This is a genomic window from Mycobacterium ostraviense (assembly GCF_002705925.1).
Lineage (GTDB): Bacteria > Actinomycetota > Actinomycetes > Mycobacteriales > Mycobacteriaceae > Mycobacterium > Mycobacterium ostraviense.
The window spans coordinates 2100164-2123587 of sequence record NZ_NKRE01000001.1 but is presented as its reverse complement, the minus strand read 5'-3'; the positions used below and the strand labels follow the sequence as shown (position 1 = coordinate 2123587).

General features: G+C 66.6%; 16 protein-coding genes and 4 pseudogenes. 7 read left to right on the top strand and 13 right to left on the bottom strand.

Annotated elements, in window-relative coordinates:
* Positions 1 to 102: 102 nt before the first annotated feature.
* From CDN38_RS09610 to CDN38_RS09585, 11 genes and pseudogenes are all read right to left on the bottom strand, one after another.
* Positions 103 to 2478 (bottom strand): lysylphosphatidylglycerol synthase transmembrane domain-containing protein, encoded by a 2376-nt coding sequence (locus CDN38_RS09610; RefSeq protein WP_075513133.1) that lies wholly within the window; start codon positions 2476 to 2478, stop codon positions 103 to 105.
* 263 nt (positions 2479 to 2741) lie between these two features.
* A complete protein-coding gene (locus tag CDN38_RS32955; protein ID WP_438502290.1) occupies positions 2742 to 3029 on the bottom strand; it encodes a PE/PPE C-terminal domain-containing protein in 288 nt (95 codons plus the stop codon).
* 285 nt (positions 3030 to 3314) lie between these two features.
* A pseudogene (locus CDN38_RS09600) lies at positions 3315 to 3808 on the bottom strand (PPE family protein); the annotation flags it as partial.
* 224 nt (positions 3809 to 4032) lie between these two features.
* Positions 4033 to 5235 carry a DEAD/DEAH box helicase family protein gene (locus CDN38_RS09595; RefSeq protein WP_233026833.1) on the bottom strand — a complete coding sequence of 401 codons (1203 nt, stop codon included), beginning with the start codon at positions 5233 to 5235 and terminating at the stop codon, positions 4033 to 4035.
* Positions 5232 to 5621, bottom strand: coding sequence for a DUF559 domain-containing protein (locus CDN38_RS30645; protein WP_233026832.1), 390 nt, complete (start codon positions 5619 to 5621; stop codon positions 5232 to 5234). The genes CDN38_RS09595 and CDN38_RS30645 overlap by 4 nt, the downstream gene beginning before the upstream one ends.
* The gene (locus CDN38_RS30640) at positions 5570 to 6304 is read right to left on the bottom strand and encodes a DUF1998 domain-containing protein (RefSeq protein ID WP_233026831.1); all 735 of its coding nucleotides are present in this window, start codon (positions 6302 to 6304) and stop codon (positions 5570 to 5572) included. The genes CDN38_RS30645 and CDN38_RS30640 overlap by 52 nt, the downstream gene beginning before the upstream one ends.
* Positions 6267 to 6917 carry a hypothetical protein gene (locus CDN38_RS30635; protein WP_233026830.1) on the bottom strand — a complete coding sequence of 217 codons (651 nt, stop codon included), beginning with the start codon at positions 6915 to 6917 and terminating at the stop codon, positions 6267 to 6269. Before CDN38_RS30635 ends, CDN38_RS30640 begins: the two co-directional genes overlap by 38 nt.
* A 49-nt stretch (positions 6918 to 6966) precedes the next feature.
* Positions 6967 to 7200 (bottom strand): hypothetical protein, encoded by a 234-nt coding sequence (locus CDN38_RS30630; protein WP_233026829.1) that lies wholly within the window; start codon positions 7198 to 7200, stop codon positions 6967 to 6969.
* A gap of 40 nt (positions 7201 to 7240) precedes the next feature.
* Entirely contained in the window at positions 7241 to 7576 is a 336-nt protein-coding gene (locus tag CDN38_RS30625; protein ID WP_233026828.1) for a hypothetical protein, read from the bottom strand.
* A 151-nt stretch (positions 7577 to 7727) separates the two neighbouring features.
* Positions 7728 to 10130, bottom strand: coding sequence for a DEAD/DEAH box helicase (locus CDN38_RS30620; protein WP_233026827.1), 2403 nt, complete (start codon positions 10128 to 10130; stop codon positions 7728 to 7730).
* A gap of 587 nt (positions 10131 to 10717) precedes the next feature.
* Positions 10718 to 11956 carry an ATP-binding protein gene (locus CDN38_RS09585; protein WP_075513131.1) on the bottom strand — a complete coding sequence of 413 codons (1239 nt, stop codon included), beginning with the start codon at positions 11954 to 11956 and terminating at the stop codon, positions 10718 to 10720.
* 208 nt (positions 11957 to 12164) lie between these two features.
* Here CDN38_RS09585 and CDN38_RS09580 point away from each other — a divergent pair.
* Positions 12165 to 12528 (top strand): annotated as a pseudogene (locus CDN38_RS09580) (PIN domain-containing protein).
* 115 nt (positions 12529 to 12643) lie between these two features.
* Here the strand turns inward: CDN38_RS09580 and CDN38_RS09575 are convergent.
* Positions 12644 to 13795 (bottom strand): FIST signal transduction protein, encoded by a 1152-nt coding sequence (locus tag CDN38_RS09575; protein ID WP_075513130.1) that lies wholly within the window; start codon positions 13793 to 13795, stop codon positions 12644 to 12646.
* Between the two features lie 82 nt (positions 13796 to 13877).
* A complete protein-coding gene (locus tag CDN38_RS09570) occupies positions 13878 to 16433 on the bottom strand; it encodes an SEC-C domain-containing protein (protein ID WP_075513129.1) in 2556 nt (851 codons plus the stop codon).
* Positions 16434 to 16554: 121 nt separating this feature from the next.
* On the opposite strand from CDN38_RS09570, the gene CDN38_RS09565 reads away from it, so the two are divergent.
* From CDN38_RS09565 to narY, 6 genes and pseudogenes are all read left to right on the top strand, one after another.
* Positions 16555 to 16782 carry an antitoxin gene (locus CDN38_RS09565; protein ID WP_075513128.1) on the top strand — a complete coding sequence of 76 codons (228 nt, stop codon included), beginning with the start codon at positions 16555 to 16557 and terminating at the stop codon, positions 16780 to 16782.
* A complete protein-coding gene (locus CDN38_RS09560; RefSeq protein ID WP_075513127.1) occupies positions 16779 to 17180 on the top strand; it encodes a TA system VapC family ribonuclease toxin in 402 nt (133 codons plus the stop codon). The genes CDN38_RS09565 and CDN38_RS09560 overlap by 4 nt, the downstream gene beginning before the upstream one ends.
* An 84-nt stretch (positions 17181 to 17264) precedes the next feature.
* Entirely contained in the window at positions 17265 to 18221 is a 957-nt protein-coding gene (locus CDN38_RS09555; RefSeq protein WP_075513126.1) for a class I SAM-dependent methyltransferase, read from the top strand.
* Positions 18222 to 18400: 179 nt separating this feature from the next.
* Positions 18401 to 19529, top strand: a pseudogene (locus CDN38_RS09550) (MFS transporter).
* Positions 19526 to 23200 (top strand): nitrate reductase subunit alpha, encoded by a 3675-nt coding sequence (locus CDN38_RS09545; RefSeq protein WP_099318914.1) that lies wholly within the window; start codon positions 19526 to 19528, stop codon positions 23198 to 23200. The pseudogene CDN38_RS09550 and the gene CDN38_RS09545 overlap by 4 nt, the downstream one beginning before the upstream one ends.
* Positions 23200 to 23424, top strand: a pseudogene (gene narY, locus CDN38_RS33525) (nitrate reductase subunit beta); the annotation flags it as partial. The gene CDN38_RS09545 and the pseudogene narY, both read left to right, overlap by 1 nt.

Below are 23424 nucleotides of genomic sequence, written 5' to 3'. Positions count from 1 at the left end.
GGAGGCGTGCGACCATGGATCGATCACCCGGACAAAGCACCTCGTCACGATCTGGCTGGTCGTCTGCCTGGCGGGCCGGGCCCTGGGTCGGGTGCGGGTCGCTCAGATCATCTCGTTCTTGGTGAGCCAGCGCATGATCGGCCAGCCGAGAAACACCGGGAACCAGCAGGTGAGCACCCGATAGAGCAGCACCGAGGGGACTCCGATGGCCGCCGGAACCCCGAAGGCGGCCAGCCCACCGATCAGCGCCGCCTCGACGGCGCCGACGCCGCCCGGAGTGGGCGCGGCTGAGGCGAGCGTCCCCCCGACCATGGTCACCACGGTGACGGTGACGAAGGTCGTCCCGCCGCCGAAGGCTTCGATGCTGGCCCACAACGCCAACGCCGCACCGAGAGTTGTTCCGGCACAACCTAAGAGGATTACCGCTAAGCGTCGCGGTTCGCGGGCGAGCGCGGCCAGGTCGCTCGACACTTCCTTGAGTTTGGGACGCACTTCCGTCGAGAGCCACCGTCGCAGATTGGGCACGAACAGAAACGTGCCGATAATGCCCAGCGCCACACCGCCGATCAGATACAGCACGGTGGCGGTCGGGACGAAGTGGGAGAGGTCCGCCGACGTGCCCGCGACGGCGCTGAACAAGATCAGCAACGCCAGGTGGACGATCACCTGGACCGATTGCTGCAGCGCCACCGCCGCGGTGGCGCGCAGTGCGGTCAGGCCGCTCTTCTGCAGGAAGCGGGTGCTGAGCGCGAGCCCGCCCACGCCGGCGGGCGTGGTGGTTGCGGCAAAGGTGTTGGCCACCTGGACAATCGACAGCTTCACGAAGCTCACCTGGCCGTCGGCGCAGGTCCACAATGCCGCCGCCGCGCCCACATAGGTCAGCGCCGACACCGCCAGGCCGAGCAGCGCCCACGACCAGTTGGCATGTTTGAGCTGAGAGAAGAAGGTCGGCACGGTGCTGATGAACGGGTATGCGACATAGACCAGCGCGCCGATCAGCACCAGTTGGATGAATTGGCTGCGGCTGAACCGGGTGATGGTCTGGGTTTCGATTTGATCGGCGCCGGTTTGGCGCATCACCTCCGAGCGGGCGTTGGCGATGACGGTCTTGGCGTTGGCTACCGATTCGCGGATCCGTTTGGGCACTGCGGATTTGGTGAGCCGGCGGGAGGCCGTCAGGATGGTGTCGGCGCCGAAGGCGTCGATCGCCGCCGTCACCGTGGACTGTGCGTCGTACAGCGCCGTCGTCGTCACCAGGAGCTGGGCGATGTCGGATTGCAGTTGGGCGTCGGTGGCCCCGTATTCGGCGGCGCCGAACCCGCCGAACAGCACGGTGCCCTCGTCAACCGTGATCGCGTTGCAGCGCAGGTCTCCGTGGGAGATCTGATGGTCGTGCAGAATGCGCAGCGATTTCCACACCTGGGCAACCGGAGTCCGGCTTGTCCACTCGTCGAGGGGGATCCCGCGAACGGGCTGGTGCGCATACAAGGTCCAGCCGCGTTCCAGGTCGGACAACGCGATCGTCGACGTATTGGCCACACCCGCTTGTCCGATGGCGATGGCCATCAGGGCGCGGTGCTCGACGGCGCGGCGCATGGAAGGTTGTAAGGGTGCGGTCTCGGAGCCGCGTAGCCGCAGCTTCCACCACAGTTGTCGCAGCGCACCGCCGCTGCGTTGATGCGGGCCGTACAACTCGACCGCTGCCCGGGACTCGGGATCGGTCGAGGTGGCCGACAGCACCAGTGGCCCGGGTCCGCCCGGACGCACGACCGTGAGCATGGAGGCCACAAATCCGCGCCTGGCCAGCGCGCGGACCGCGCCGTCCAGCGGCACCTCGAGCGCGGGGGTGCCGACGACCAGGACCACCAGCGCGCCGACGAACCATCCCACCGCCAGCCCCAGTAACGACCGGGCCGGGACGATGGCGCTGATGACGAGATGGATCGGCACGAAGGCCAGCAGCAGCGCCCACCACCAATGGCGCCAGCGGGCCGGTAGCCACGGGCCCGAGACGGTGAGCACCGCCGCGAGCATCGCGATCCAGCGTGGGTCGTCGAGGAACTGGGCGGGCAGCGTGGTGAGCTTGTCGGACAGGTCGAAATGCCAACGTGGTGCCGCGATGCGGTTGCTGTTGATCGACAACGGCAGAAAGGCCATGAACGCCGCGGCCGCATATGCACCTAGCAACTTCCATTGCCGGGACACGATCAGACCGATGAGGATCATGAACGGCAACGCCAGAATCGCGATGCCGTAGAGCAGGTACACCAGATCGGACTGGGCGGGGGACAGGACGCCGACGATCTCGGAGATGGATTTCTCCAGCGCGATCCACTGGGGGCGGGTGAACAGTGAGCTCGCGATCACCGCGGGCAGAAAGACCGCCGCCAGGGTGAGCCGGATGATGTCGTTGGTGCGCCGGATTACCGGGGGCAGCAAGCTGCCGGAAACGGTGATGTCGCGCCCGTCAACTCGCATACTGTTTCCGACGATCCTTCGGATCTGGTTTCGCGCCGCGCTGTCCGCCGTGCTTGTCGTGCTGGTCGTGCCTGTCCTGTCGACAACTTAACCATTGCGGATGTACCGGCCAATGTCGGCTCTTGCCGGTAACGAATGGCCCGGCGGGGTTCCTGCCCAGGGCGCTGCGCCGCAGCCGTGGTGCCGCCGTAGTGGTGATTGCTGAGCTGACCTGGCGTGGCGTCACAACCGTCTCACCGGTATCGAGAGCAAGCGGCCGGCGGCTAGCCTCCGGACAGTGGGCGTGACATTACGGTCATTTTGAGTCCGTATCGGGGTACGACGCCGCCGCGCCCTGTTGCGGCTGAGGGCATTCCGGGTAGGCCGGGCATCGCCGCGGGTGCGGCGTCGCTGGTTGGCAGTGTGGTTAGGGGGGTGGCGGCCTGGAATGTCTTGGCGGCGACGGTGGCCTGGGGTGTGGCCCAGGAGGGGGGCACCGACAGTTGGTCGATCGAACCCGCGCTGCGCGCGGTGGCCGACACTTGACCGCCCAGGACGCCACCGGCACGCATTGTTGCACCGGATAGTGATTTGGCGATGGAGTTCAGAGGGGCCAGCAGGGCCGGAGCGACTTTGGGTACGGTTTCTGCCACCGGTTGTGCCACACCGGAAATCAAGCCGAGGCTCTTCTCGGTATTGATGATCCCGTTAGTCATGCCACTGACGCCGGTCACCGAGCCCATCGTTGAGTACCAGGCGAACAGGGCATCGAGGGCGGTGAAGTCGTCTTTGAGGATCTTGGGTAGCTTCAACGTGTTGACGAATACGCCTAATTCGTAGAGCGGCAACCCGATTTCGGGCAGGCCGACTGCGGTCAACGCCGCTCCGATGTCTTCGAGCAGCTTTCCGATCCAATTGCCTTTGTTGTCGGGGGCTTTGGTGATGGCGTGGGTGACCGCGGCGTGTTGAGCGCAGAGCCCGCCGGGTTGGTGTTGGGTTGTGGGGAGGTGAATGGGGTCAGTTTCCATGCTGCGGCCGAGGCGACGGTGTAGTCATCCATTGCGGTGGCGTCTTGGGCCCACATCTGCAGGTATTGGGCTTCGGTGGTGGCGATCGCGGCGGTGTTCTGGCCGAAGAAGTTGGTGGCGATGAGCGCGAGCAGTTGGGCGCGGTTGGCGGCGATCAGCGGTGGGGGCACCGTCATCGCGAAGGCCTGCTCGAAGGCCATCGCCGCGGCGGTTGCCTGCGCGGCGGTGTGTCCAGCTTGCTCGGCGGTGATGGTGAGCCAGTCCACATAAGGGATGGCGGCGGCGGTCATCGCCATCGACGACGGCCCGGTCCACTGCAGGCTGGTCGGCGGTGGGGATGAAGCGGCAGAAGACAATCGGGTGGTAGCCCTCGGCGAGTAGTTCCTTGATCAGCGGAATGAGGCGCTTGAGCTTGGCGTCGGATCGCACACCCTTGAGCGCCGCCGCGGCCTGCGCCAGTTCGCGGAGCCGCCGACGTGCAGGCGCAACAGGTGAGTCGGTTTCGGCGGTGTCGGCGCCGACGGTGATGTCTTCTCCTTCGAGGGTGTCATCGAGGTCGGAGTCGAGGACCCGGGGTTCGGCGAACACGTCCACCTCGTCTTCGTCGTCGACCGCGGCGACCGCGGAGCGGTTGAGCAGCGTTTGCTCGGCCGCGGCGGGGCTGGAGGCCAGGCAGCGCAGCAGCGCGATCGCCGACCACCAGCGCACCCGTTGCCGGACGGCGCTGAGTTTGGGGTCGGTGACTTGTCCGCGCACGTAGTCCATGACGTCGTCGAAATGCGCGGTAGGCCGGCGTGAGCTTGTAGGTGGTTTCGGTGGTCTCGCGTTTGGGGAACGGGGTGTCCTCGTCCAGATAGTCGCGGATGTCGGCGCCTTGGCGCTGAATCATGAACCTGGCCAGCAGCTTCCGGTCGTCCTCGCGATCGCGTCCGGACAGGTCGGTGGGCAGGTCCGCCAGGCGGCGGTCCAGCAGGCCGATCAGCGACTGCCACGCGGTGTCGTCGCCGCTGTGCGGGGTCGCGGTCAACAGGAGCAAATGGCGGCCGGGATCGTCGACAAGTTTGCGCAACAACGCATAGCGCAGCTGCGTTTGAGCGGACTTGGCCGTGCCCGCGTGTGGCACACAGGTGTGAGCCTCGTCGACGATCACCAGATGCGGATAGTGCTGATAGACGTTGGAGCTGAACGGGACGCTGCGCGTCAGCCGGTTCACCGTCGACGGCAAAAGCAGTTGGGCGGTGATGCCGAACTTGTGGCGCAGCTCTGACTGCCACTGCGGTGCCAGCTGCGGAGAGCACAACACCACCATGCGCTGTACGTCGCCGGTGGCCAGCAGCTCGGCGGCGATCAGCCCGGCCTCGACCGTCTTGCCGATGCCCACCCCGTCGGCGATCAGCAGCCGCCTGGTGTCCTGGGCGGCCGCCATCATCAGCGGCACCAGCTGATAGTTGCGGGGTATCACCGCCAGTCCCGCAAACGATCTGAAGGGGCCTCCGCTGGCGCGGAACGACAGCCGCAGCGCATCCCGCAGCAGGCGGGCCCGGCTGGCGTCGCCGCGATCCTCGACCGTAGGAGGTTCGAATCGTGCCGCCGCGAACTCGTCGACATCGGGCAGCAGCACGGTGGTTTCGTCCTCGTGTCCACCGAGCGGACGCACCAGGAGTGCTCCAGAGGGCGAGCCCGGCAATACCAGCCAGTCCCGTCCGCGGGCGTTGACGAGGCTGCCGGCCGGATAGTCAGTGAGGGTCATGCGTGCAACTTCCCCGGTCCGAACACGTCCACCTGTTCGGCGAACGCCTGGAGCCAACCGTCGTCGGCGTCGGTGTGCTTGAACCGCAAAACCAGCCAGCCGGCCTCGTCTTCGAGCTTCGCCCGCGCGTGTTCGTCTTTTTGCTGTTGATACTCGGAGTTGTGGACGGGGCCGTCGATGAACACGGCGACGTCCATTCCTCCGGTGTGGTAGGCAAAGTCGGGCCGGACGTAGTAGCCGTCGACGATCCGCTGTGCGTCGTCGGGCAGCCGATACCCTTGCTGTTCTAACAGATCCAGGAAGTGCCGCTCCAGATCGCTGTCGCAGGCTTTCTTCAGACGCTCCAGTTTCTCGGCGCGTTCCTCGCCACCCGCGTCGACCGCCACGACGGCCGACGTGAGGCGTTGCAGCAGTCTTTCACGCAATGACGATCGAGCTGTTGGTGGTCCCACTGATTGGCGTAGGACAGCAGGCAGTCATAACACGCTTGCGCACAGTCTTCGACCGCATACGGTGCCCGGCGTTGATCTTGCCCGGTGCCGGGGTCGAAATGGAGAATCTCCAGCGCCTTCCGCGCCACGTCGCGCAGTTGCCCGTCCTCGGTCGCGACCCGCCGCAGCACGCCGGCTCCGCCTTCGGCGGCTTCAAAGAACAGCAGCCGTGACCACCCGTGATCGCCGGTGTTGCCGGGCAACGGTTCGACGGCAAGCTCGCTGCTCTCCAGCTGGTACACCGCTTCGATGGCGCGCTTGAGGGCGTACATGGCGGCCATGCGCTGCTCAAGGCCGATGGATGGATCCAGGTGCAGCACAAGGGCGTTGCGATGGTCTTCGACGTAGGGGATGACGCGGATGTAGCGGGGCGCCTCGCCGTGCACGTTGTTGGCCAGCTCCGATTCGGCGCACCACCGGCCCTCCACGGTGTCGAGCACGTGGCCGCGTACGTCCTTGTTCTTGCGGCGGCGCAGGCCGACGTTCATCCGTCGGATCAGCGCGGTGTCGCCGTAGGTCATGGTGCCGAGTTCCTGACCGTCAACGGTGATGCTGCTGGTGAGTCGACCGGCTCGCACCCCGTGCGGGACGAACCGCAGGGTGGTGACGATTTCGTGGCCGGCGCGTTGACGCTTCTTCGTCGGCGCTGATCCGGTCCCGTCGGCGCGTCTTGACGGCGAGCAACCGCATCATCTCGCTCATCGTGTCCAGGGACCCGCTGCCGCAATGCTGGCAGAACTCCACGTTGGTCGGTGTGTTGCACTCGTGGAGGTAGCCGCATCGGTCGCAGCGCTTGATCTCGGTGACGTTGACACCCGTGCCGTCGGCACGGGCGGGGAGGCTGACCCGATCGACTTGGTAGCGCGCGCCTTCGTGATAGATGAACGCGTCCGGCCCGAACTCGCTGATGGCCAAGAACCGCGGGCGCTGGATGAAATCGCCTTCGCCGTTGCGGGTCCGTCGTTCCGCCGGAATGAACGCCGACAGCGGAAGCCGCGGGAACGAGTAGCCGGGCAGGAAGCCTTCGGAGGCGAAATACCGGTAGGTGTAGAAGTCGCCCTGAACTACGTCGTCGACCTGTCCTTTGAGGAGGTCCAGCGCGGCGCGTGCTTCGGAAATCCTGGCCCGGGCTCGGTGTTTCGATGCTTCCGAAGCCCCGATCGTCTTGAGAATTGCACTGGCGCTGTCCAATTCGGCCTGTGCCTCCCGGTACAGGCCGCGCCATCGGTCGGCGGCTCGGTCAAAGCGTGCCGGGGCGCGGTCGACGGTGTCGGCGACCCAGGTATCGGTCCAACCACGGCGCCGACGTGACCTCGCTGGTGGCGGTAAGGACGGCGGTGATCGCGTCGATGGCCGTCGCGCGGTTTGCCTTGGACGTGATGCGAGCCTGGACCTCCGGGCGCAGCGGTTCGCCGGGTTGGTCGATGTCAAGCAGGTCGATCATGCTGGCCTTGAGGTCGAGCTCGCACTGCACCAGCCAGATGGCGTGCGCGTGTGCCCGGACCAAATCTTGGTTACCCAGCTCCAGCCTTGGCGGTGCGACCGCGCCGGCGACCATATCCTGGCTGCGCCGGTTCGACCTGCGCGGTGTGCTCGCGCGCTTCCAAGCCCACCAACGCTTTTGCGGTCTCGGAATACAGTTGGCGGAAGTACGGGTTGACGCGGCCCTGCGTCTGGTTGCCGCGAATCGGATCCGGCACGCGATGCTCACCGGTCCCGGCGCGCCATTCGATCAGGCTGGCATGGATGCGGTAACCGGTGCGCCGCCTCGGCAGTTTGACCCGAACCAAGATGCCGGCGCTGGCCATCGTTTCGAGTAGCTGCTCGATCGTGGTGTCTGCGTCCGCCACTTTCAGCTTCTGGCCATACGCGGGGAATCGGCCAGGACGCCGTAGCCAGCGCCCGTAAGCACCAAGGCCCGACAAGTAAAGGTCGGCGCCTATGCCCGTGACGTTCTTGGGCCGACCGCCGGGATACGCGGTGCCACTATAGGTTCCGGCCTCATCGGCGATCGCCCACGGATCTTTGATCCATTCCCGGCTGGCGCCTGATCGCGTCGAACTTCTCCTCGCTGAGGAACTCGGTTTCGATGCACAGGTTTCGGCGCAATTCGTCGAGCAGCACATGCATCGACTGCCGGCGGATCTTAGGATCTGCGTCCGCCAATGGAGCACCGTGAGCGGACCATTTCGTGTCGTCCTGGGCGAGTTGGTCCAAACCGAAGTAATCCAGACACAATTGGCCGGTCTGCTCCAGGTTGGGCATGGTGATGCGCCATCCGCGTTTGAGGTCTGCCCATAGGCGGTAGGTGACGACGTCGCGCAGTGCGCGGGAAATCTTCTTGCGCGGCACCAGTTCTTCGGCGATGTCCTCGTCGCGGGCGAACAGTTTGAGGTTGCTGCCGCCGAGCGCGGCGAGCACCTTGGGCCCGAGGTTCTCGTCGGTGAGTGGCTCGCCGTTGTGGTTGACAGCCGCGCGATAGAGAGCTGACCGGATCAACGCGACGATGACGAAGTCGTTGAAGTGTCCGGCCTGCAGGCTAGCGTCCTGGCGATTGTCGCTGAACGCCAAGAATTTTCGTGCTTCGCCGTCGAGTTCCACGTCTTCGCGCAGGGCCCGCACGACGGACTGCGAAAGGACCGTCACCGCGCTGGCGCGGCCTTCGGTACCCAGGCTGGCCACTCGGGAGAACTCGGATTGCCGAGTACTCTCGTAGCTCGTCTTGCAGGCGGGGCAGAAGTCGAGTCGTTCGAAGAAGGCCACCGGCATCCCGTCGTCGGTGATGGTGCCGAACGGATCGACCCGCAGTGATACGGGGAGCTTGTTGAGGCGGGCGGAATCAAGAACTTGGACCGTACCGGCCGAGACCACCCAGTCGTCGGGCACCAGCTCAAGAAGCGTTGGGTCGGTGGGGTCCGGCCACGGATTTTCAGTGATGTAGAGCAACCCGGTCGCATCAGGCGGGTCATCAACGCCTGCGTTCAGGACGCGTGGGCTGAAGTTCTGGCGGCTGCGGTCGAAGTTGACCACCAAGAACTCTTGCCCGCATTCGCGGCAGAAGGCTAGCGGGAATAGCGGCTGACCCGACGGGCGCTGCGGCGCGCTTCGCTGGTACTGCGTTGTGAGATAGCGGGTTTCGGGTGGCTCCAGTGTTGTGTAGACGGTGTCGCCTTTGCCGATGAATTGATGCAGCTTGAACGCGAAGAGTGAGCGCCCCTGGGGATCGCGGGCCTGCGAGCCCGCCAGCAGCAGGGCCCGGAGCTTGTCGCGGCACACCTGCTCGTCGACGCCCGTCTCGGTGTGCAGCTTTGCCGCGGCCTCGCTCAACTTGCTCGGTGGCCGCCGGCTGAGTTTTCCCTCGTCGTCTTCGCGAAGACCGAACTCCTCCTCGGCCCATACGGCCAACGGGTCAGTACGCAAATCTTCCCAAGTGGTGGGGGTCGGTGCCGCAAGCCGTGCGGTGAGCGCAGCTGCGTCGGCATGCCCTGACGTCGCTCGCCGGAGGGTCTCCCCGACGATGTTGGTGGCGGGGATCTCGATACCGAAGATTCGGGTCGCCAGTTCGGCGACCTGTTGGCGCTGTTCGGCCTTGGCGCCCGGCCCGGCCAGGGTGGCGCTGGTGCCGATGCACTGGAGCTTCTTGCCGCCGATCGCGCCGCGGAGCCGGCGCAGCAGCATCGCGACATCGGCGCCCTGGCGGCCACGGTAGGTGTGCAGCTCATCGAGGACGAGGAACGACAGGTTCTCAGCGCTGGCGATCAGTGCCTTGCGCTCACGCGGACGGGTCAGCATCAGCTCGAGCATGACGTAGTTGGTCAGCAAGATGTCCGGTGGAGACTGCAGGATTGTCTCTCGCTCGCTCGACGTCTCCTGCCCGGTGTAGCGCGCGAATGTCACCTTCTGGTTGGTCGTGCCGAGGAACTTCTCCAGCTCGTTGCGCTGACTATTGGCCAGCGCGTTCATCGGGTATACGACGATGGCTCGCACACCCCTGCCCGATCCCTCCCGCAGCACCCGGTCCACGATCGGCACGTTGTAGGACATGGACTTCCCCGACCCTGTGCCCGTGGTCAGCACGTACGATTCGCCGCGGTTTGCGATCTCGAAGGCGTCGGTCTGGTGACGGTGGAAGGTGATCTTTCGGCCGATCGCGTCGTCCTCGGCCTTGATGCGGAAGATCTCCGTAGCCTGAGGATGCAGTACACCCCGTTCGACCAGGTCGCTGACCGACCCGCCCGGCTCGAAAGCGGGGTTGAGGGCCAACCAGGGCTCGGGCCATAGCAGACCGTCGTCGATGTCGCCCTCGACCTTGGCCCGGATCTTGTCGTCCTTGATGTCAAGGAAGCCCTTGACGAAGGACTCGTAGTCGTTCAGGACTTCGTCAAGGACACCGAACGCGTCCATGACACCTCCCGTAAGGAAGCTGGTACTGATACGGAGGTGACCATACTTGTGACGTACGACATAGTGTGTTCGTTGGTCACTTTTTCGTAGGTCATCGCTTCGGGCTATGCGCGTGGGCGCCAACGAAGTCACGCGTGCGGTAGTGTTCGTCACCTCTGGCGACCGCTTACGGTGCGACACGGGATGGATGTTCGCGGTGTCCGCAACGTTTGGCCCGATAAACGTCCGTCCGCCCAGCCCCACAGGCTAGCCGAGCGTATCGAGGCCGTGGTCGCTGGGCCGCTTTGCCGTTGTGCACGTGCGTGTCGGAGCCAACCACATTGGACCTGCTGGATGCCTACGGCCGGATCGACATCCAACTCGGCAACGGCTGCCACCCGTACCGCCTAATGCGAGCGCTGGACAGCCAGCCCCCGCAGCGCGTATCGAAACCCTGGACCTGACCGCACCGGTCACGGCTAGATTTCCTTCGTTGGTGTTCGCGAAGATCTCATCGCGAGGCTTTCTTCGGTGTTGCGGCAACCGCTATACAACAGGGCTAGCGCCGGGCTCGCGTAATGCGCCCGGGTTATCGAGGGCATCGAGCCTCACCTAGACGCCCAGAGCCTATTAACCGGTAGCGCCGCAAGGTTGGGGCCGAACGGCGTGGCTTCCGGTGCCGCGGTGAGCAGGACGCCGAACTGAAAACGATCGCCGAACCTGTCGGCCAGATAGCGCAGACCGCGAAGATCCTCCGCTCGTGGGGTGCTGGTCGCCTTGACTTCGATGCCGCAGATCCGGCCGTCGGGGTGTTCGAGCACCAAATCGACCTCGGCGCCGCCGCGGTCGCGAAAATGCCACAGTGTGGCCGGCTCGTCGGACCAGGTGAGCTGCTTGCGAATCTCGTTGGCCACGAACGTCTCTAGGAGAGGGCCGAGCGGACCACCTGGGCGATCCAGCGTGGCGCTGGTAGCCCCGAGCAGGTGACATGCCAGGCCACTGTCCGACAAGACCAGCTTCGGTCTGCGGATGACCTTGCGGGTCAGGTTGGTCGACCAGGCCGGCACCCGATGGATGAGGAAGGCCGCTTCCAGCAAGGCCAGATAGCCGTCGGTAGTGCGGGCCGGAATCGACATTTCGTTCGCCAGCGCGCTGACGTTGAGTTCGGCACCAGTCCGCGCCGCGCAGAGCCGAAGTAATCGTGGAACTTCGGCAAGCCGCTCAATTGCCGAGAGCTCGCGGATGACCGACTGCGCCGCCGTAGTCAGATAGTTGTCGAACCACGCGCGCCGTCTCGACGGCGCGCGAGCAACGATCTCTGGGAAGCCTCCGGTGGCGACGCGTTCGACCAGATCGGCGCGCCGCATATCGGAGCTGCGGATCAGTTCACGTGGCGCGCCGAACAGCAGATCGACGAAGTTGTCGGCGAATCCGGCGAGTTCACCTTGCGAGAACGGCCAGAGTTCGATGATCTCGACTCGGCCGACCAGCGCGTCGGCCATGTCGGGGGCAGAAAGCAGCCGTGCCGAACCGGTAAGCAGGAAGCGTCCGGGTCGGCGATCGTGATCAACCTCGGCCTTGATCGCCCGGAACAGTCCCGGTTCCAGTTGTGCCTCGTCGATCACCAATGTGTCGACCGGCCGGGAGACGAATGCGCGCGGATCGTGGCGAGCAGCATCGCGGTTGGCGGCGTCGTCGAGGGAGACGACCTGGCTTGACCCCGGGTAGTCAAGTCGCGCAACAAGGGTCGTCTTCCCGACTTGGCGTGCGCCATTGACGACGACGACCGGCGTGTCGGCCAGCGCGGCCAGCACCGTGGGTACGATCGCGCGGTCGACGACGGACATGTGGACAGGATACGCTGCGGATCTGTCCAGTCATCTGTTGCGGATCCGTCCACTAGGACGTTGCGGATTTGTCCCTACAGGCGATGCGGATCCGTCCGCTATGCACATGCGCCACCGCGCGCCCTGCGACGTACCTAGCAACCGGGCGGGCACACGGCAGCGAAGCCGGGCGCCACCCAGGTACACCACAATTCACATCCACGACGACATAAGCCGATATCCAGCGGCGATCATTGCGATCCTCACCGAAGAAGACGACGCCGCCCGCTACGCCACCGCCATAGCCGCCGCCGACGTGAGAAAGCTTTCTGCGGCAAGCTATCTCGAATGCGGGATCGTCCTGGATTCGCTACGTGACCCGATCATCAGCAGAGGTTTGGACGAGCTGCTCGACGAAGCCGGGTTCGTGGTGGAACCGGTGACCGAACGCCAGGTCCGGCTTGCGCGTCAGGCCTACGCAGATTTCGGCAAGGGTAGCGGCCAATGCACTGGCCACCGACCTACGTGAGCCACTGTTATGGAAAGGCAACGACTTTGGGCATACCGGCGTCCGATCCGCGCTGCCGGAATGAGCCCGACGGCACCCAGCGCCGGCCTGTCGCTGAAAAGTCGCTCATAGCCGGGCACAACGCATAGTGCCCCGCAGTCCGTGACAGATGTGACAAAAGTGACCCACACCCGCTCAGCTCAGTCGACGAACAGCGCCAACGAGGCCGTGTAGCCGTGCAGCGCGTTGCGCCCGAAAACCGGGCCGATCTCCCCGGCGGCGAAGAACCCGGCCAACGGAATCCCGCCCAGTAGGTCCTCGATCGTCGACGCGTCATGGTCGGCCACCCCGAACATCCGCCGCCCCCGCCCGTTGCAGGTGAACAGCAACGCACCCGCCGGACGCCCGCCCAGCTCGGCTGCCGCCCGCTCCACGGCCAGGTGCAGGTCCTTATCCGCCGACGCCGCGTCGCGGACCTGGAACTGCACGGTGGTGCCGACCTCGACAACATCGCCGATCTCGATGGCCCCGGTCGAAGGGTCGGCGCCCAGCAGTCCGCGGATCAAGAAGTCGCCCTGCCCCGGAGCCGCCAGGTGCTCGTCGACCACGATGCCGATCTGCAGGCCACGGCTCACCAGTTCCTGCTCATGCAGCGGCAGCTCCTCGACGATCTCTCGCAGGCGCACCAACGGCGGGCGCCCGCCGAGCTCGGTGATCACCGCCCCGTCCGCGCCGGTGACGATGTAGGGACGGCCGATCGGCCGGCAGCCCTGCGACACGATTGGTATCCCGTGCACACCGGGCAGGCGCACCCCGACCAGCCCGGAGCTGAACACGCCGCCGTCGCGGAACAGGCGGGTGCCGCCCGGGCCGCGTCCACCACTGGCCAGACCGCCCACCACGGTCGTCCCCGGCAGGTCGCTGTTGAGGTGCTCGATGAGCAGACTCGACGGGAAGGTGTACGGGTCGGGCAGCAGCAGGTGCAGATCGTGTGCGGTCCGGTCGAACCGGTAACCGGTGAGCAGTCCACCCGAGCCGGCGCGGACGAAGTCCAGCTGGAATGTTTCGGCGGCCAGGCCCGACGCCAGCCACACCGCCACTGCGGGCGAGTCCTCGATTTCACGCCGGCCGGCGACAACCGCCTGGGCGACACAGCCGATCAGCGGTGGTGACCCGACGATCCCCTGCACCGCGTTGAGGACGTCGGCCGCCTGGTCGGAGTGCGACCGCGATCCGAGCAGCACCGCCAGCGACGGCGCATCATCGGCGAGCTCGTCGCATGCCTGCGTTGCCGCCGCTACCGCCGCCTTCCGCGCATCTGGCGCGGTGGAGAAGCCGACTCCAATCCGCACCCTTCCATCATGCGCCGCCCGGCGGCTGTTTCCGCCGGAATCGCGGCCCGTTCTGCAGAAACATGCCCTCACGCCGCCCGAACTACAGTCCCAACGCGGCGCGCAGCCGGTTGACGTCCATGGCGCCGGCACCTGCCGCGGCGGGGAAGCTGTCGAGGAGTTTGATCAGGTCGCCGCGTCGGGTGGGGTCGTCGGCGGCCTGCCGCGGGGTGCGACCCTCGAGCGCGGGGAGGGGCCTGTCGAGCCATTTGGTTTCGTAGTCGCGAACGAACTCCTCGAGAGCCGCGGCCACCTCGGGCCCATCGGGCGCCCTTTCCTCGGTAGCCGGCAGCTGCTTGGCGAACTCGGCCAGCTCGCGGATATCACGCACCGCGCGACGCGAGTCCTCCTGCACGCTCATCGTCGGGTCCAGGGCGGCCACCGCGGCCAGCACCCGGTCCATCCGCCTTTCGCTATTGGTCTCTACCCGCAGCGTGTCGCCGTCGAGCACCAGGGTCGCGCGGATCCGCTGCGTCCCATCGTCGGTGACATGTTCGTGCCAGCGCGGCGGCTGTTCGTCCTCGACGCGCTGGTAGGTGTCGTCGAGTGCGGCCTGGATCGCGGCCCGGTCGCCGACGCGCACGACGGCCTCACAGATGGCCAGCGGATCACCGTCGGTGTTGGTCAGCGCCGGCGGCGCGAACCGGCGGCTCAGGTACGCCACCAGCGTCACCGCGTCGGGTTCGGTGTCCAGCAGTTCGATCAGCGGGTCGCGCTCGTGCAGCGCGACCGGTTCCACGCCGCCGAAAAATCGCATGGTCTCCCCGGCGGGCAGCACTCGCGCGCACACCAGCTGTCCCGGCTTGAGCTGGCGGCTAGCCGCCTGCTCCCGCACCTCGTGGGTGTCGCCGCTGCGCAGGTCGCGCACGGTGACGCTGTGGCCGCGTTGCACCCGCTCCACCTCGAACACCGACCGCTGGACCAACAGCCACTGCTGCGCCAGCAGCCGCTCGTCGTCGGGCAGCAGCGACCCGCGGATCTCGAGGAACTCCTCGAACGCCCCGCCCTCGAACAGCACCGCGTCGATCACCAGCGGATCACCCAGGGCAGCAGTCAGCACGTCGAGATCATCGCCGGCATAGCGGGAGCGTTCGTCGGCCACGTCGATCAACAGGTCGTTCCAGCCGCTCACCAGCGCATGCTGGATGGCCTTCGCGTACAGCCAGCGTGCCCGGTCGTCCAGCGGCAGCTGTTCCCGCCCGAGATGGCATTTCTTGTACTTGCGCCCAGACCCGCACCAGCACAAGTCATTTCGGCCGACGTCACGGCGCGGCTCGGCCCGGTACTGCTCCAGCAGCTCCACCAGCGGGTAGTCCGGCTCGGCGCCGGCGCGGCGCAGCAACGCCAAACCGCGCTCGACGTCACCGCGGTCGGAGGCGATGCGAGCCAGATCGAACAACGGCAACGGCCAATCCGGATCCATCGACTCGGCGGCCAGGAGTTCGCGTTCGGCGGCCTCGATGTCGCCGATGCGCTCCAGCGCCACCGCACGCAGCCACCGACACGCCACCCGCGCCGGACGGGGCACCGTCGACTCCAGCACCTCGGCGAACAAACCCAGCGCCACCACCCCGACGCTTTCGGTGCCGACCGTCTCGGCCACCAGCAGCTCAGCCAGTAGCGGTTCGGCGAGCGCGACCCCTACCTTCCCGACAAGACCGGCGAGGTTGTCGAACTCGGGCGTCGTCAAGCTACCGACGGCTGCGGCTACCACTTCCTCTGGTGACTCCTCCTCGGCGGCGGCCGCGATCAGCAGAGATATCCGGTCGTAGAACCTGATCAGCGTGAACAGCGCGAACGCGTCCTCGGCGTCGAGGTCATGCCGCTCGGCTAGCGCCGCGCAACCCTGATCGAATTGCCAAGCGTCGAAATCGAATCCGCGTGTTGCAAGCCATTCGCCGCGGCGCTCGAGACCATAGTCGTCGACGATCTCGGACAGCGGCGGCACAGGGTCGGTGAACAGCTGCGGGTTCTCGGCGCACACCGTCCACACCGCGGCATCGAAATAGTGCGGCTCCTCGGGGTCGAGCGTCGCGGCCAGCCGGGCGCCCACTTCGCCGCCCGGCCCAGCATCGGAGACCCGCTCGACCGTGAGACCCTGGTCGGTCAGCCGTATCCCGACCAGGTCGCCCTCGGCCACCCTCAACGCGCCCAATGTGCCCGGCGCCAGGAGCAGCGCCTCGTGCGGGTCGACCGCCTCGTCGGGAATGTCTCGCTGTTCGAGCAGCGTGTCATCGAACTCGGCCAGCATGACTTGCGCCGGCGAACCGTCGGCGAGTCGCCGGTACTGCGCGTGCTCGCAGAGCTCGGTGATGGGGTCCAGATCCGGGGTCACCGTGAGCAGGTCGTGGGCCAGCTCGGCTGCGCCGACCCGGTGTGTGAACACCCGGCCGGTCAGCACGGCCGGCAGCCATACCCACCTTTCGTCGACCAATTGCCTTGCCGGACACTCTATTTCGTCGAGAACCTGATCCAGCACGGCATCCGGATCGGCCACGCCGCCGTCCTGTAGCCGCGCTGCGATGTCGTCGGCGTCCAACGGGCCGTGTTGGGTCAGGATTCTTGCCAGGGTCTCGGACCCGGCGAGGGCATCAGCCATGGCGACCACCCTATGCGCCGGCGAGCCGCGCCGCGAGAACCCTGCCGGCCTACTTCGGGTTGTTGGTCGGCTCGGAGCCGGCTACATTACGGCATCGTGATGCAATGATGTAGGCTTCGGTGTGCGTACCACCATTGATCTCCCCGACGACCTGCACAAACAGGCGCTGGCTATCGCCCGGGACACTCGCCGCACCTTAAGTGAAACCGTTGCCGACCTCATGCGACGCGGCCTGGTAGCCGGCCGTACCGCCGCGATCTCCACCGATCCCAGGACCGGGTTGCCACTGGTGAGCGTCGGCAAAGTCGTGACCTCCGAGGACGTGCGCTCGTTGGAGGATGAGGCGTGATCGCGCTGCTGGACGCGAACGTGCTGATCGCACTGGTGGTCGCCGAGCACGTGCATCACGACGCCGCCGCGGCATGGCTGTCCACGCGTGACGCCGGCTTCGCGACGTGCCCCATCACGCAGGGAAGTCTGGTTCGATTCTTGCTGCGGACGGGCCAATCCGCGGCAGCGGCGCGGGAGGTGGTCAGCGCCGTCGAAACCGCAACGCGCCACGAGTTCTGGCCCGACAGCGTCTCTTTCGCCGATGTCGAGATCGGAGGCGTGGTCGGCCACCGACAGGTGACCGATGCTTACCTGGCTCAGCTGGCCCGAAGCCGCAACGGGCAATTGGCGACTCTCGATAGCGGACTGGCGCATTTGCACAGCGACGTCGCGGCCCTCATACCGACGGCCTGCTGACACACGGCCAACCGGTGTGCCCCGACCCGGACCGACGGCTCGGGTACCGGCACGTAGGGTCGGTGTTGACGGGAGGAAGCGAGCATGGCCAGAACCGCCAGAACCGATAACGACAGCTGGGAGATCACCGAGAGCGTGGGCGCGACGGCGCTGGGCGTGGCGGCGGCGCGTGCGGCCGAAACCGTGAGCGAGAATCCGCTGATCAGCGATCCGTTCGCGCGGATTTTCCTCGACGCGGCCGGCGACGGCGTGTGGAACTGGTATTCGGGGTCGCAGCTGCCCGCCGAAGTCCTCGAAGCCGAGCCCGAGGTGTCGCTGCGGATGCAGGCAATGACCAACTATATGGCTTGCCGCACAGCGTTTTTCGACACCTTCTTCCGGGACGCGACCCGAGCGGGCATCGGTCAGGCGGTGATTCTGGCGGCCGGCCTGGACTCGCGGTGCTGGCGGTTGCCGTGGCCCGACGGCACCACGGTCTACGAACTCGACCAGCCCAAGGTGCTGGAGTTCAAAACGGCGACGCTACGCGAGCACGGGGCCGAGCCGACCTGCCGTCGAGTCGGCGTCCCGGTGGACCTGCGCCAAGGCTGGCCGAAGGCGTTGCAGCAGGCCGGTTTCGACGCGTCGGCGCCGAGCGCATGGTCAGCCGAGGGGCTCATGCCGTATTTGCCGGCAGTTGCCCAGGATCTGCTGTTCAATCGCGTTCAGGGCCTCGCCGTCATCGGCAGCCGGATCGCTGTCGAGGCGCTCGGACCCGACTTTCTGGACCCCGCGTTCCGCGCCAAGCGGCGCGAGCGGATGGACCGCGTCCGGGCACTGATGGCCAAGGTCGACCCGCAGCGCGAGGTGCCCAGCACCGACGAGCTGTGGTACTTCGAGGAGCGCGACGACGTCGGCGACTGGCTGCGCCGCCACGGCTGGGAGGTGACGGTGACGCCGTCGGCGCAGTTGATGGCCGGCTACGACCGCAACCCGCCGACGGAGGTCCAAGACAGCGCGCCGCGGAACCTGTTCGTGTCCGCGGTGCGGGCCGGCGCCTAGCACAATATGTACCGGGCCGCGGCCGGCCCGCCGATTACTTCGGTTTGGTTTCGAACCCGTTGATGAGGTGATTGGGTGAAACGGTGACTACGGCGAATGCGCCGGATACCGGCGCACGGCAGGACGCGAACTTGGCCCTGGCGACCTGGGTCTCGACCGTCAACTTCTGGGCATGGAACATGATCGGGCGCTATCAACGACCTACGCCGAGCAGTTGCGGCTGTCGAGCGCGCAAGCCTCGCTGCTCGTGGCGACACCCATTCTGGTCGGGGCACTGGGTCGGATCGTCATCGGCTCGTTGACCGACCGGTTCGGCGGCCGCGCGATGTTCATTGCGATCTCGCTGGCGTCGATCGCGCCGGTGCTGGCCGTGGGTCTTGCCGGGAAGTCGGGTTCCTACCCGTTGCTGTTGGTGTTCGGGTTTTTCCTCGGGATCGCGGGCACGGTTTTTGCCGTCGGGATCTCGTTCGTCAACGCGTGGTACCCGCCCGCCCGCCGTGGGTTCGCCACTGGGGTGTTCGGCATGGGCATGGTGGGCACCGCCTTGTCCGCGTTCTTCACACCACGATTCCTGCGCTGGTTCGTCTGTTCAATACCCACCTCATCATCGCCGTCGTGCTGGCGCTCACCGCCGCGGCGTGTGTGCTGGTCATGCGCAACTCGCCGGACTTCACACCGAACACCGGCCCGGTGCTACCGAAGCTGATCGCCGCCGCGAAGCTGCGGGTGACCTGGAAGATGTCGTTCCTGTACGCCATCGTGTTCGGTGGTTTCGTCGCGTTCGCCAACTACCTGCCCACCTATATCAAGACCATCTACGGTTTCTCCGCGGTCGACGCGGGCGCCCGCACGGCCGGCTTCGCGGTGGCTGCCGTGCTGGCCCGGCCGTTCGGCGGCGCGCTCGCCGACCGCATCGCGCCCAAGTACGTCGTCCTCGGGTCGCTGGCCGGTACCGCGGCGCTGGCGTTCATCGCGGCGTTCAAGCCACCGCCGGACGTGTTCTCGGCGCTGACGTTCATCACACTGGCGATCTTCCTGGGGGCCGGCACCGGCGGCGTGATCGCCTGGGTCGCCCGCCGCTCACCCGCCCAGTCTGTCGGCACGATCACCGGCATCGTCGCCGCCGCGGGCGGTCTGGGCGGCTACTTCCCGCCGTTGGTGATGGGCGCGACCTACGACCCTGTCGAGAACGACTACACCGTCGGGCTGCTGCTGTTGGTCGCGACCGCGCTGGTGGCGCTGGCATACACGGCGCTAAGACTGCACGCGACCGAACCCGCGGCCGAACGCCGGAAGGCGACCGCGTGAGCAGCCCACCCGGGGGCCGGATCGAAGAACTGCTCGAGCGCTGCGGAAGGTTCTTCACGCCGGGGAAGTTCTCCGAGGACCTGCGCACTGTCACCCGGCAGGGCGGGCGAGAAGGTGATGTCTTCTACCGCGACCGGTGGAGCCACGACAAAGTGGTGCGCTCCACCCACGGCGTCAACTGCACCGGGTCCTGCTCGTGGAAGATCTACGTGAAGGACGGGATCATCACCTGGGAGAACCAGGAGACCGACTATCCGTCCGTCGGCCCCGACCGCCCCGAATACGAACCGCGCGGCTGTCCGCGCGGTGCCGCGTTCTCGTGGTACACCTATTCGCCGACGCGGGTGCGTTACCCGTATGCCCGCGGCGTGCTCGTCGAAATGTACCGGGAAGCCAAGGCGCGCTTGATCGATCCGGTGCTGGCGTGGGCCGACGTGGTGTCCGGCCCAGACCGGCGCCGCCGATACCAGCGGGCGCGGGGCAAAGGCGGGCTGGTGCGAGTCACGTGGGCCGAGGCCACCGAGATGATCGCCGCGGCGCACGTGTACACCATCAAGACCTACGGCCCGGACCGGGTTGCCGGCTTCTCACCGATCCCGGCGATGTCGATGGTCAGCCACGCGGCCGGTTCCCGTTTCGTGGAGTTGATCGGCGGGGCGATGACGTCGTTCTACGACTGGTACGCCGACCTGCCGGTGGCGGCGCCGCAGGTGTTCGGCGACCAGACCGACGTGCCGGAGTCCGGTGACTGGTGGGACGCCGCGTACCTGATGATGTGGGGTTCGAACGTGCCGGTCACCCGCACGCCGGATGCGCACTGGATGGCCGAGGTGCGTTACCGCGGCACCAAGGTGGTCACCGTCAGCCCCGACTACGCCGACAACACCAAGTTCGCCGACGAGTGGCTGCCGTGCGCGGCCGGCACCGACGGCGCGCTGGCGATGGCGATGGGACACGTAATTCTCTCGGAATGCTTTGTCAAGCAACGGATTCCGTTCTTCGTCGATTATGTGCGCCGGTTCACCGACCTGCCGTTTCTGGTCAAGCTGGAAAGCCGGGGTGACGACTTGGTGCCGGGCAAGGTCCTCACCGCCGCCGACCTGGGCCACGATGTCGAGAATGCGGCGTTCAGACCGGTCTTGCTGGACGGCGCCACGGACCGGGCCGCGGTCCCGCACGGTTCGCTGGGCTTCCGGTACGGCGACGACGGCGTGGGCAAGTGGAACCTCGACCTCGGCGACATCGTGCCGGCCCTCACCGTCGCTCACCGCAGCGCCGGCGAATCCGCGCGAATCATCCTGCCCCGCTTCGACACTGCCGACGGCCGCGGCGAGTCGATGACACGCGGCGTCCCGGTGCGCCGCATTGGCGAGAACCTGACCTGCACGGTGTTCGACCTGATGCTGGCCCAATACGGGGTGGCCCGGCCCGGGCTGCCGGGAGACTGGCCCACTGATTACGACGATGCGGCATACCCGTACACGCCGGCCTGGCAGGAACCGATCACCGGGGTATCGGCAGACCAGGTTATTCGCGTGGCACGCGAATTCGCCCGCAACGCAGAGGAATCCGGTGGCCGGTCGATGATCATCATGGGTGCCGGCATCTGTCAGTGGTTCCACGGCGACGCCACCTACCGGGCCGTGCTGGCGTTGTTGCTGCTCACCGGGTCGATGGGCCGCAACGGCGGCGGGTGGGCCCACTATGTCGGTCAGGAAAAGTGCCGCCCGGTCACGGGTTGGGCGACGATGGCGATGGCCACCGACTGGTCGCGGCCGCCGCGGCAGATGGCGGGCACGTCGTACTGGTACGTGCACACCGACCAATGGCGCTACGACGGCTACCGAGCCGACGCGCTGGCAAGCCCGGCCGGCCGCGGCCGGTTCACCGGCAAGCACACCATGGACGTGCTGGCCTCCGCGGTCGCGATGGGCTGGACACCGTTCTACCCGCAGTTCAACCGCTCCAGCCTGGACGTCGCCGACGAGGCGCGTGCGGCCGGCCGCGACATCGCGGACTACGTGGCCGAACAACTCGCGACGGGCGCGCTCAAGCCGGCGCTCGCCGATCCCGACCACCCGGCGAACTGGCCGCGAGTGCTCAACGTGTGGCGTGCCAACCTGCTCGGCTCGTCGAGCAAAGGCAACGAGTACTTCCTGGCGCACCTGCTCGGCACGACGTCGAACCTGCAGGCAACGCCGACGCCAGAAGCGTTGCGGCCCAACGACATCGTCTGGCGCGACGATATCGGTGAAGGCAAGCTCGACCTGTTGATGTCGATCGACTTCCGGATGACGTCCACCACGTTGCTGTCCGACGTGGTGCTGCCGGCCGCCACCTGGTACGAGAAGGCCGACCTGTCGAGCACCGACATGCACCCGTATGTGCACGCGTTCAGCCCCGCCATCGATCCGCCGTGGGAGACCCGCTCGGACTACGAGGCGTTCGGGGCGATCGCGAGCGCCTTCTCGACGCTGGCGGCCAAACACCTCGGCACCCGCACCGATATCGTGCTCGGCGCGCTTGCGCACGACACACCCGGCGCGATGGCGTATCCGTCGGGCGTCGAATATGACTGGCGCACAGTAGGAGAGCGGCCCAAGCCGGGTAAGACGATGGGTACCATCGCGGTGGTCGAGCGGGACTACGCCGCCATTGCCGAGAAGTGGGCCACGCTGGGGCCGCTGACCGAACGGCTGGGGCTGACCACCAAGGGCATCACCGTCTTGCCGGATCGCGAAGTCGACGAGCTCGCGGCCAAATTCGGGGTGCTGAACTCCGGGCCCGCGGCCGGCCGGCCGGCGATCACCACCGCCGAGCGGATGGCCGACGTGATCCTGGCGCTGTCGGGAACGAGCAATGGCCGGCTCGCGGTCAACGGATTTCATGAACTGGAACGACGGACCGGGCGCAGGTTGGCGCAGCTGGCCGAAGGCAGCGAGGAACGCCGCATCACCTATGCCGACGCACAGGCTCGCCCGGTGCCGGTGATCACCAGCCCGGAGTGGTCCGGCAGCGAGACCGGCGGGCGCCGATATGCCCCGTTCACGGTGAACATCGAGGAACTCAAGCCGTTTCACACGCTGACCGGCCGGATGCACTTCTACCTGGACCACGACTGGGTCGAAGAGCTCGGCGAGCAGCTGCCGATCTACCGTCCGCCGCTGGACATGTCGCGGTTTTTCGGTGAGCCGGGGCTGGGGGCTGACGGCGCCGTGCTGACGGTGCGGTATCTGACGCCATACTCGAAGTGGTCGATCCACTCGGAGTATCAGGACAACCTGCTCATGCTCTCGTTGTCCCGGGGCGGACCCACCATGTGGATGAGCATTGGCGACGCGGCGGAAATCGGTGTGCGCGACAACGATTGGGTGGAGGCGGTCAACCGCAACGGGGTGGTGGTGTGCCGAGCGATCGTCAGCCACCGGCTGCCCGACGGCGTCGTATTCGTCTACCACGCCCAGGAGCGCACCATCGACACACCGCTGACCGAGACCACCGGGCGTCGCGGTGGGATCCACAATTCGCTGACCCGGCTGCTGATCAAGCCCAGTCACCTGGCGGGCGGCTATGCGCAGAACGCGTTCGCGTTCAACTACCTGGGCCCAACCGGGAAGCAGCGTGACGAGGTGGCGGTAGTACGTCGGCGCTCCCAAGAGGTGACCTACTGATGAAAGTCATGGCACAGCTGGCGATGGTGATGAACCTCGACAAGTGCATCGGCTGCCACACCTGTTCGGTGACCTGCAAGCAGGCTTGGACAAATCGCGCGGGCACCGAGTACGTCTGGTTCAACAACGTCGAAACCCGTCCCGGCCAAGGGTATCCGCGCACCTATGAAGACCAGGCGCGCTGGCGCGGGGGGCTGTCTCTTATACACATCTCCGAGCCCACG

Excerpts from the sequence above, each read along its gene's own strand:
- CDN38_RS09610 (WP_075513133.1), bottom strand. The coding sequence starts at position 2,478 with ATGCGAGTTGACGGGCGCGACATCACCGTTTCCGGCAGCTTGCTGCCC.
- CDN38_RS32955 (WP_438502290.1), bottom strand. The coding sequence starts at position 3,029 with ATGCGTGCCGGTGGCGTCCTGGGCGGTCAAGTGTCGGCCACCGCGCGC.
- CDN38_RS09595 (WP_233026833.1), bottom strand. The coding sequence starts at position 5,235 with ATGACCCTCACTGACTATCCGGCCGGCAGCCTCGTCAACGCCCGCGGA.
- CDN38_RS30620 (WP_233026827.1), bottom strand. The coding sequence starts at position 10,130 with ATGGACGCGTTCGGTGTCCTTGACGAAGTCCTGAACGACTACGAGTCC.
- CDN38_RS09585 (WP_075513131.1), bottom strand. The coding sequence starts at position 11,956 with ATGTCCGTCGTCGACCGCGCGATCGTACCCACGGTGCTGGCCGCGCTG.
- CDN38_RS09570 (WP_075513129.1), bottom strand. The coding sequence starts at position 16,433 with ATGGCTGATGCCCTCGCCGGGTCCGAGACCCTGGCAAGAATCCTGACC.
- CDN38_RS09555 (WP_075513126.1), top strand. The coding sequence starts at position 17,265 with ATGGCCAGAACCGCCAGAACCGATAACGACAGCTGGGAGATCACCGAG.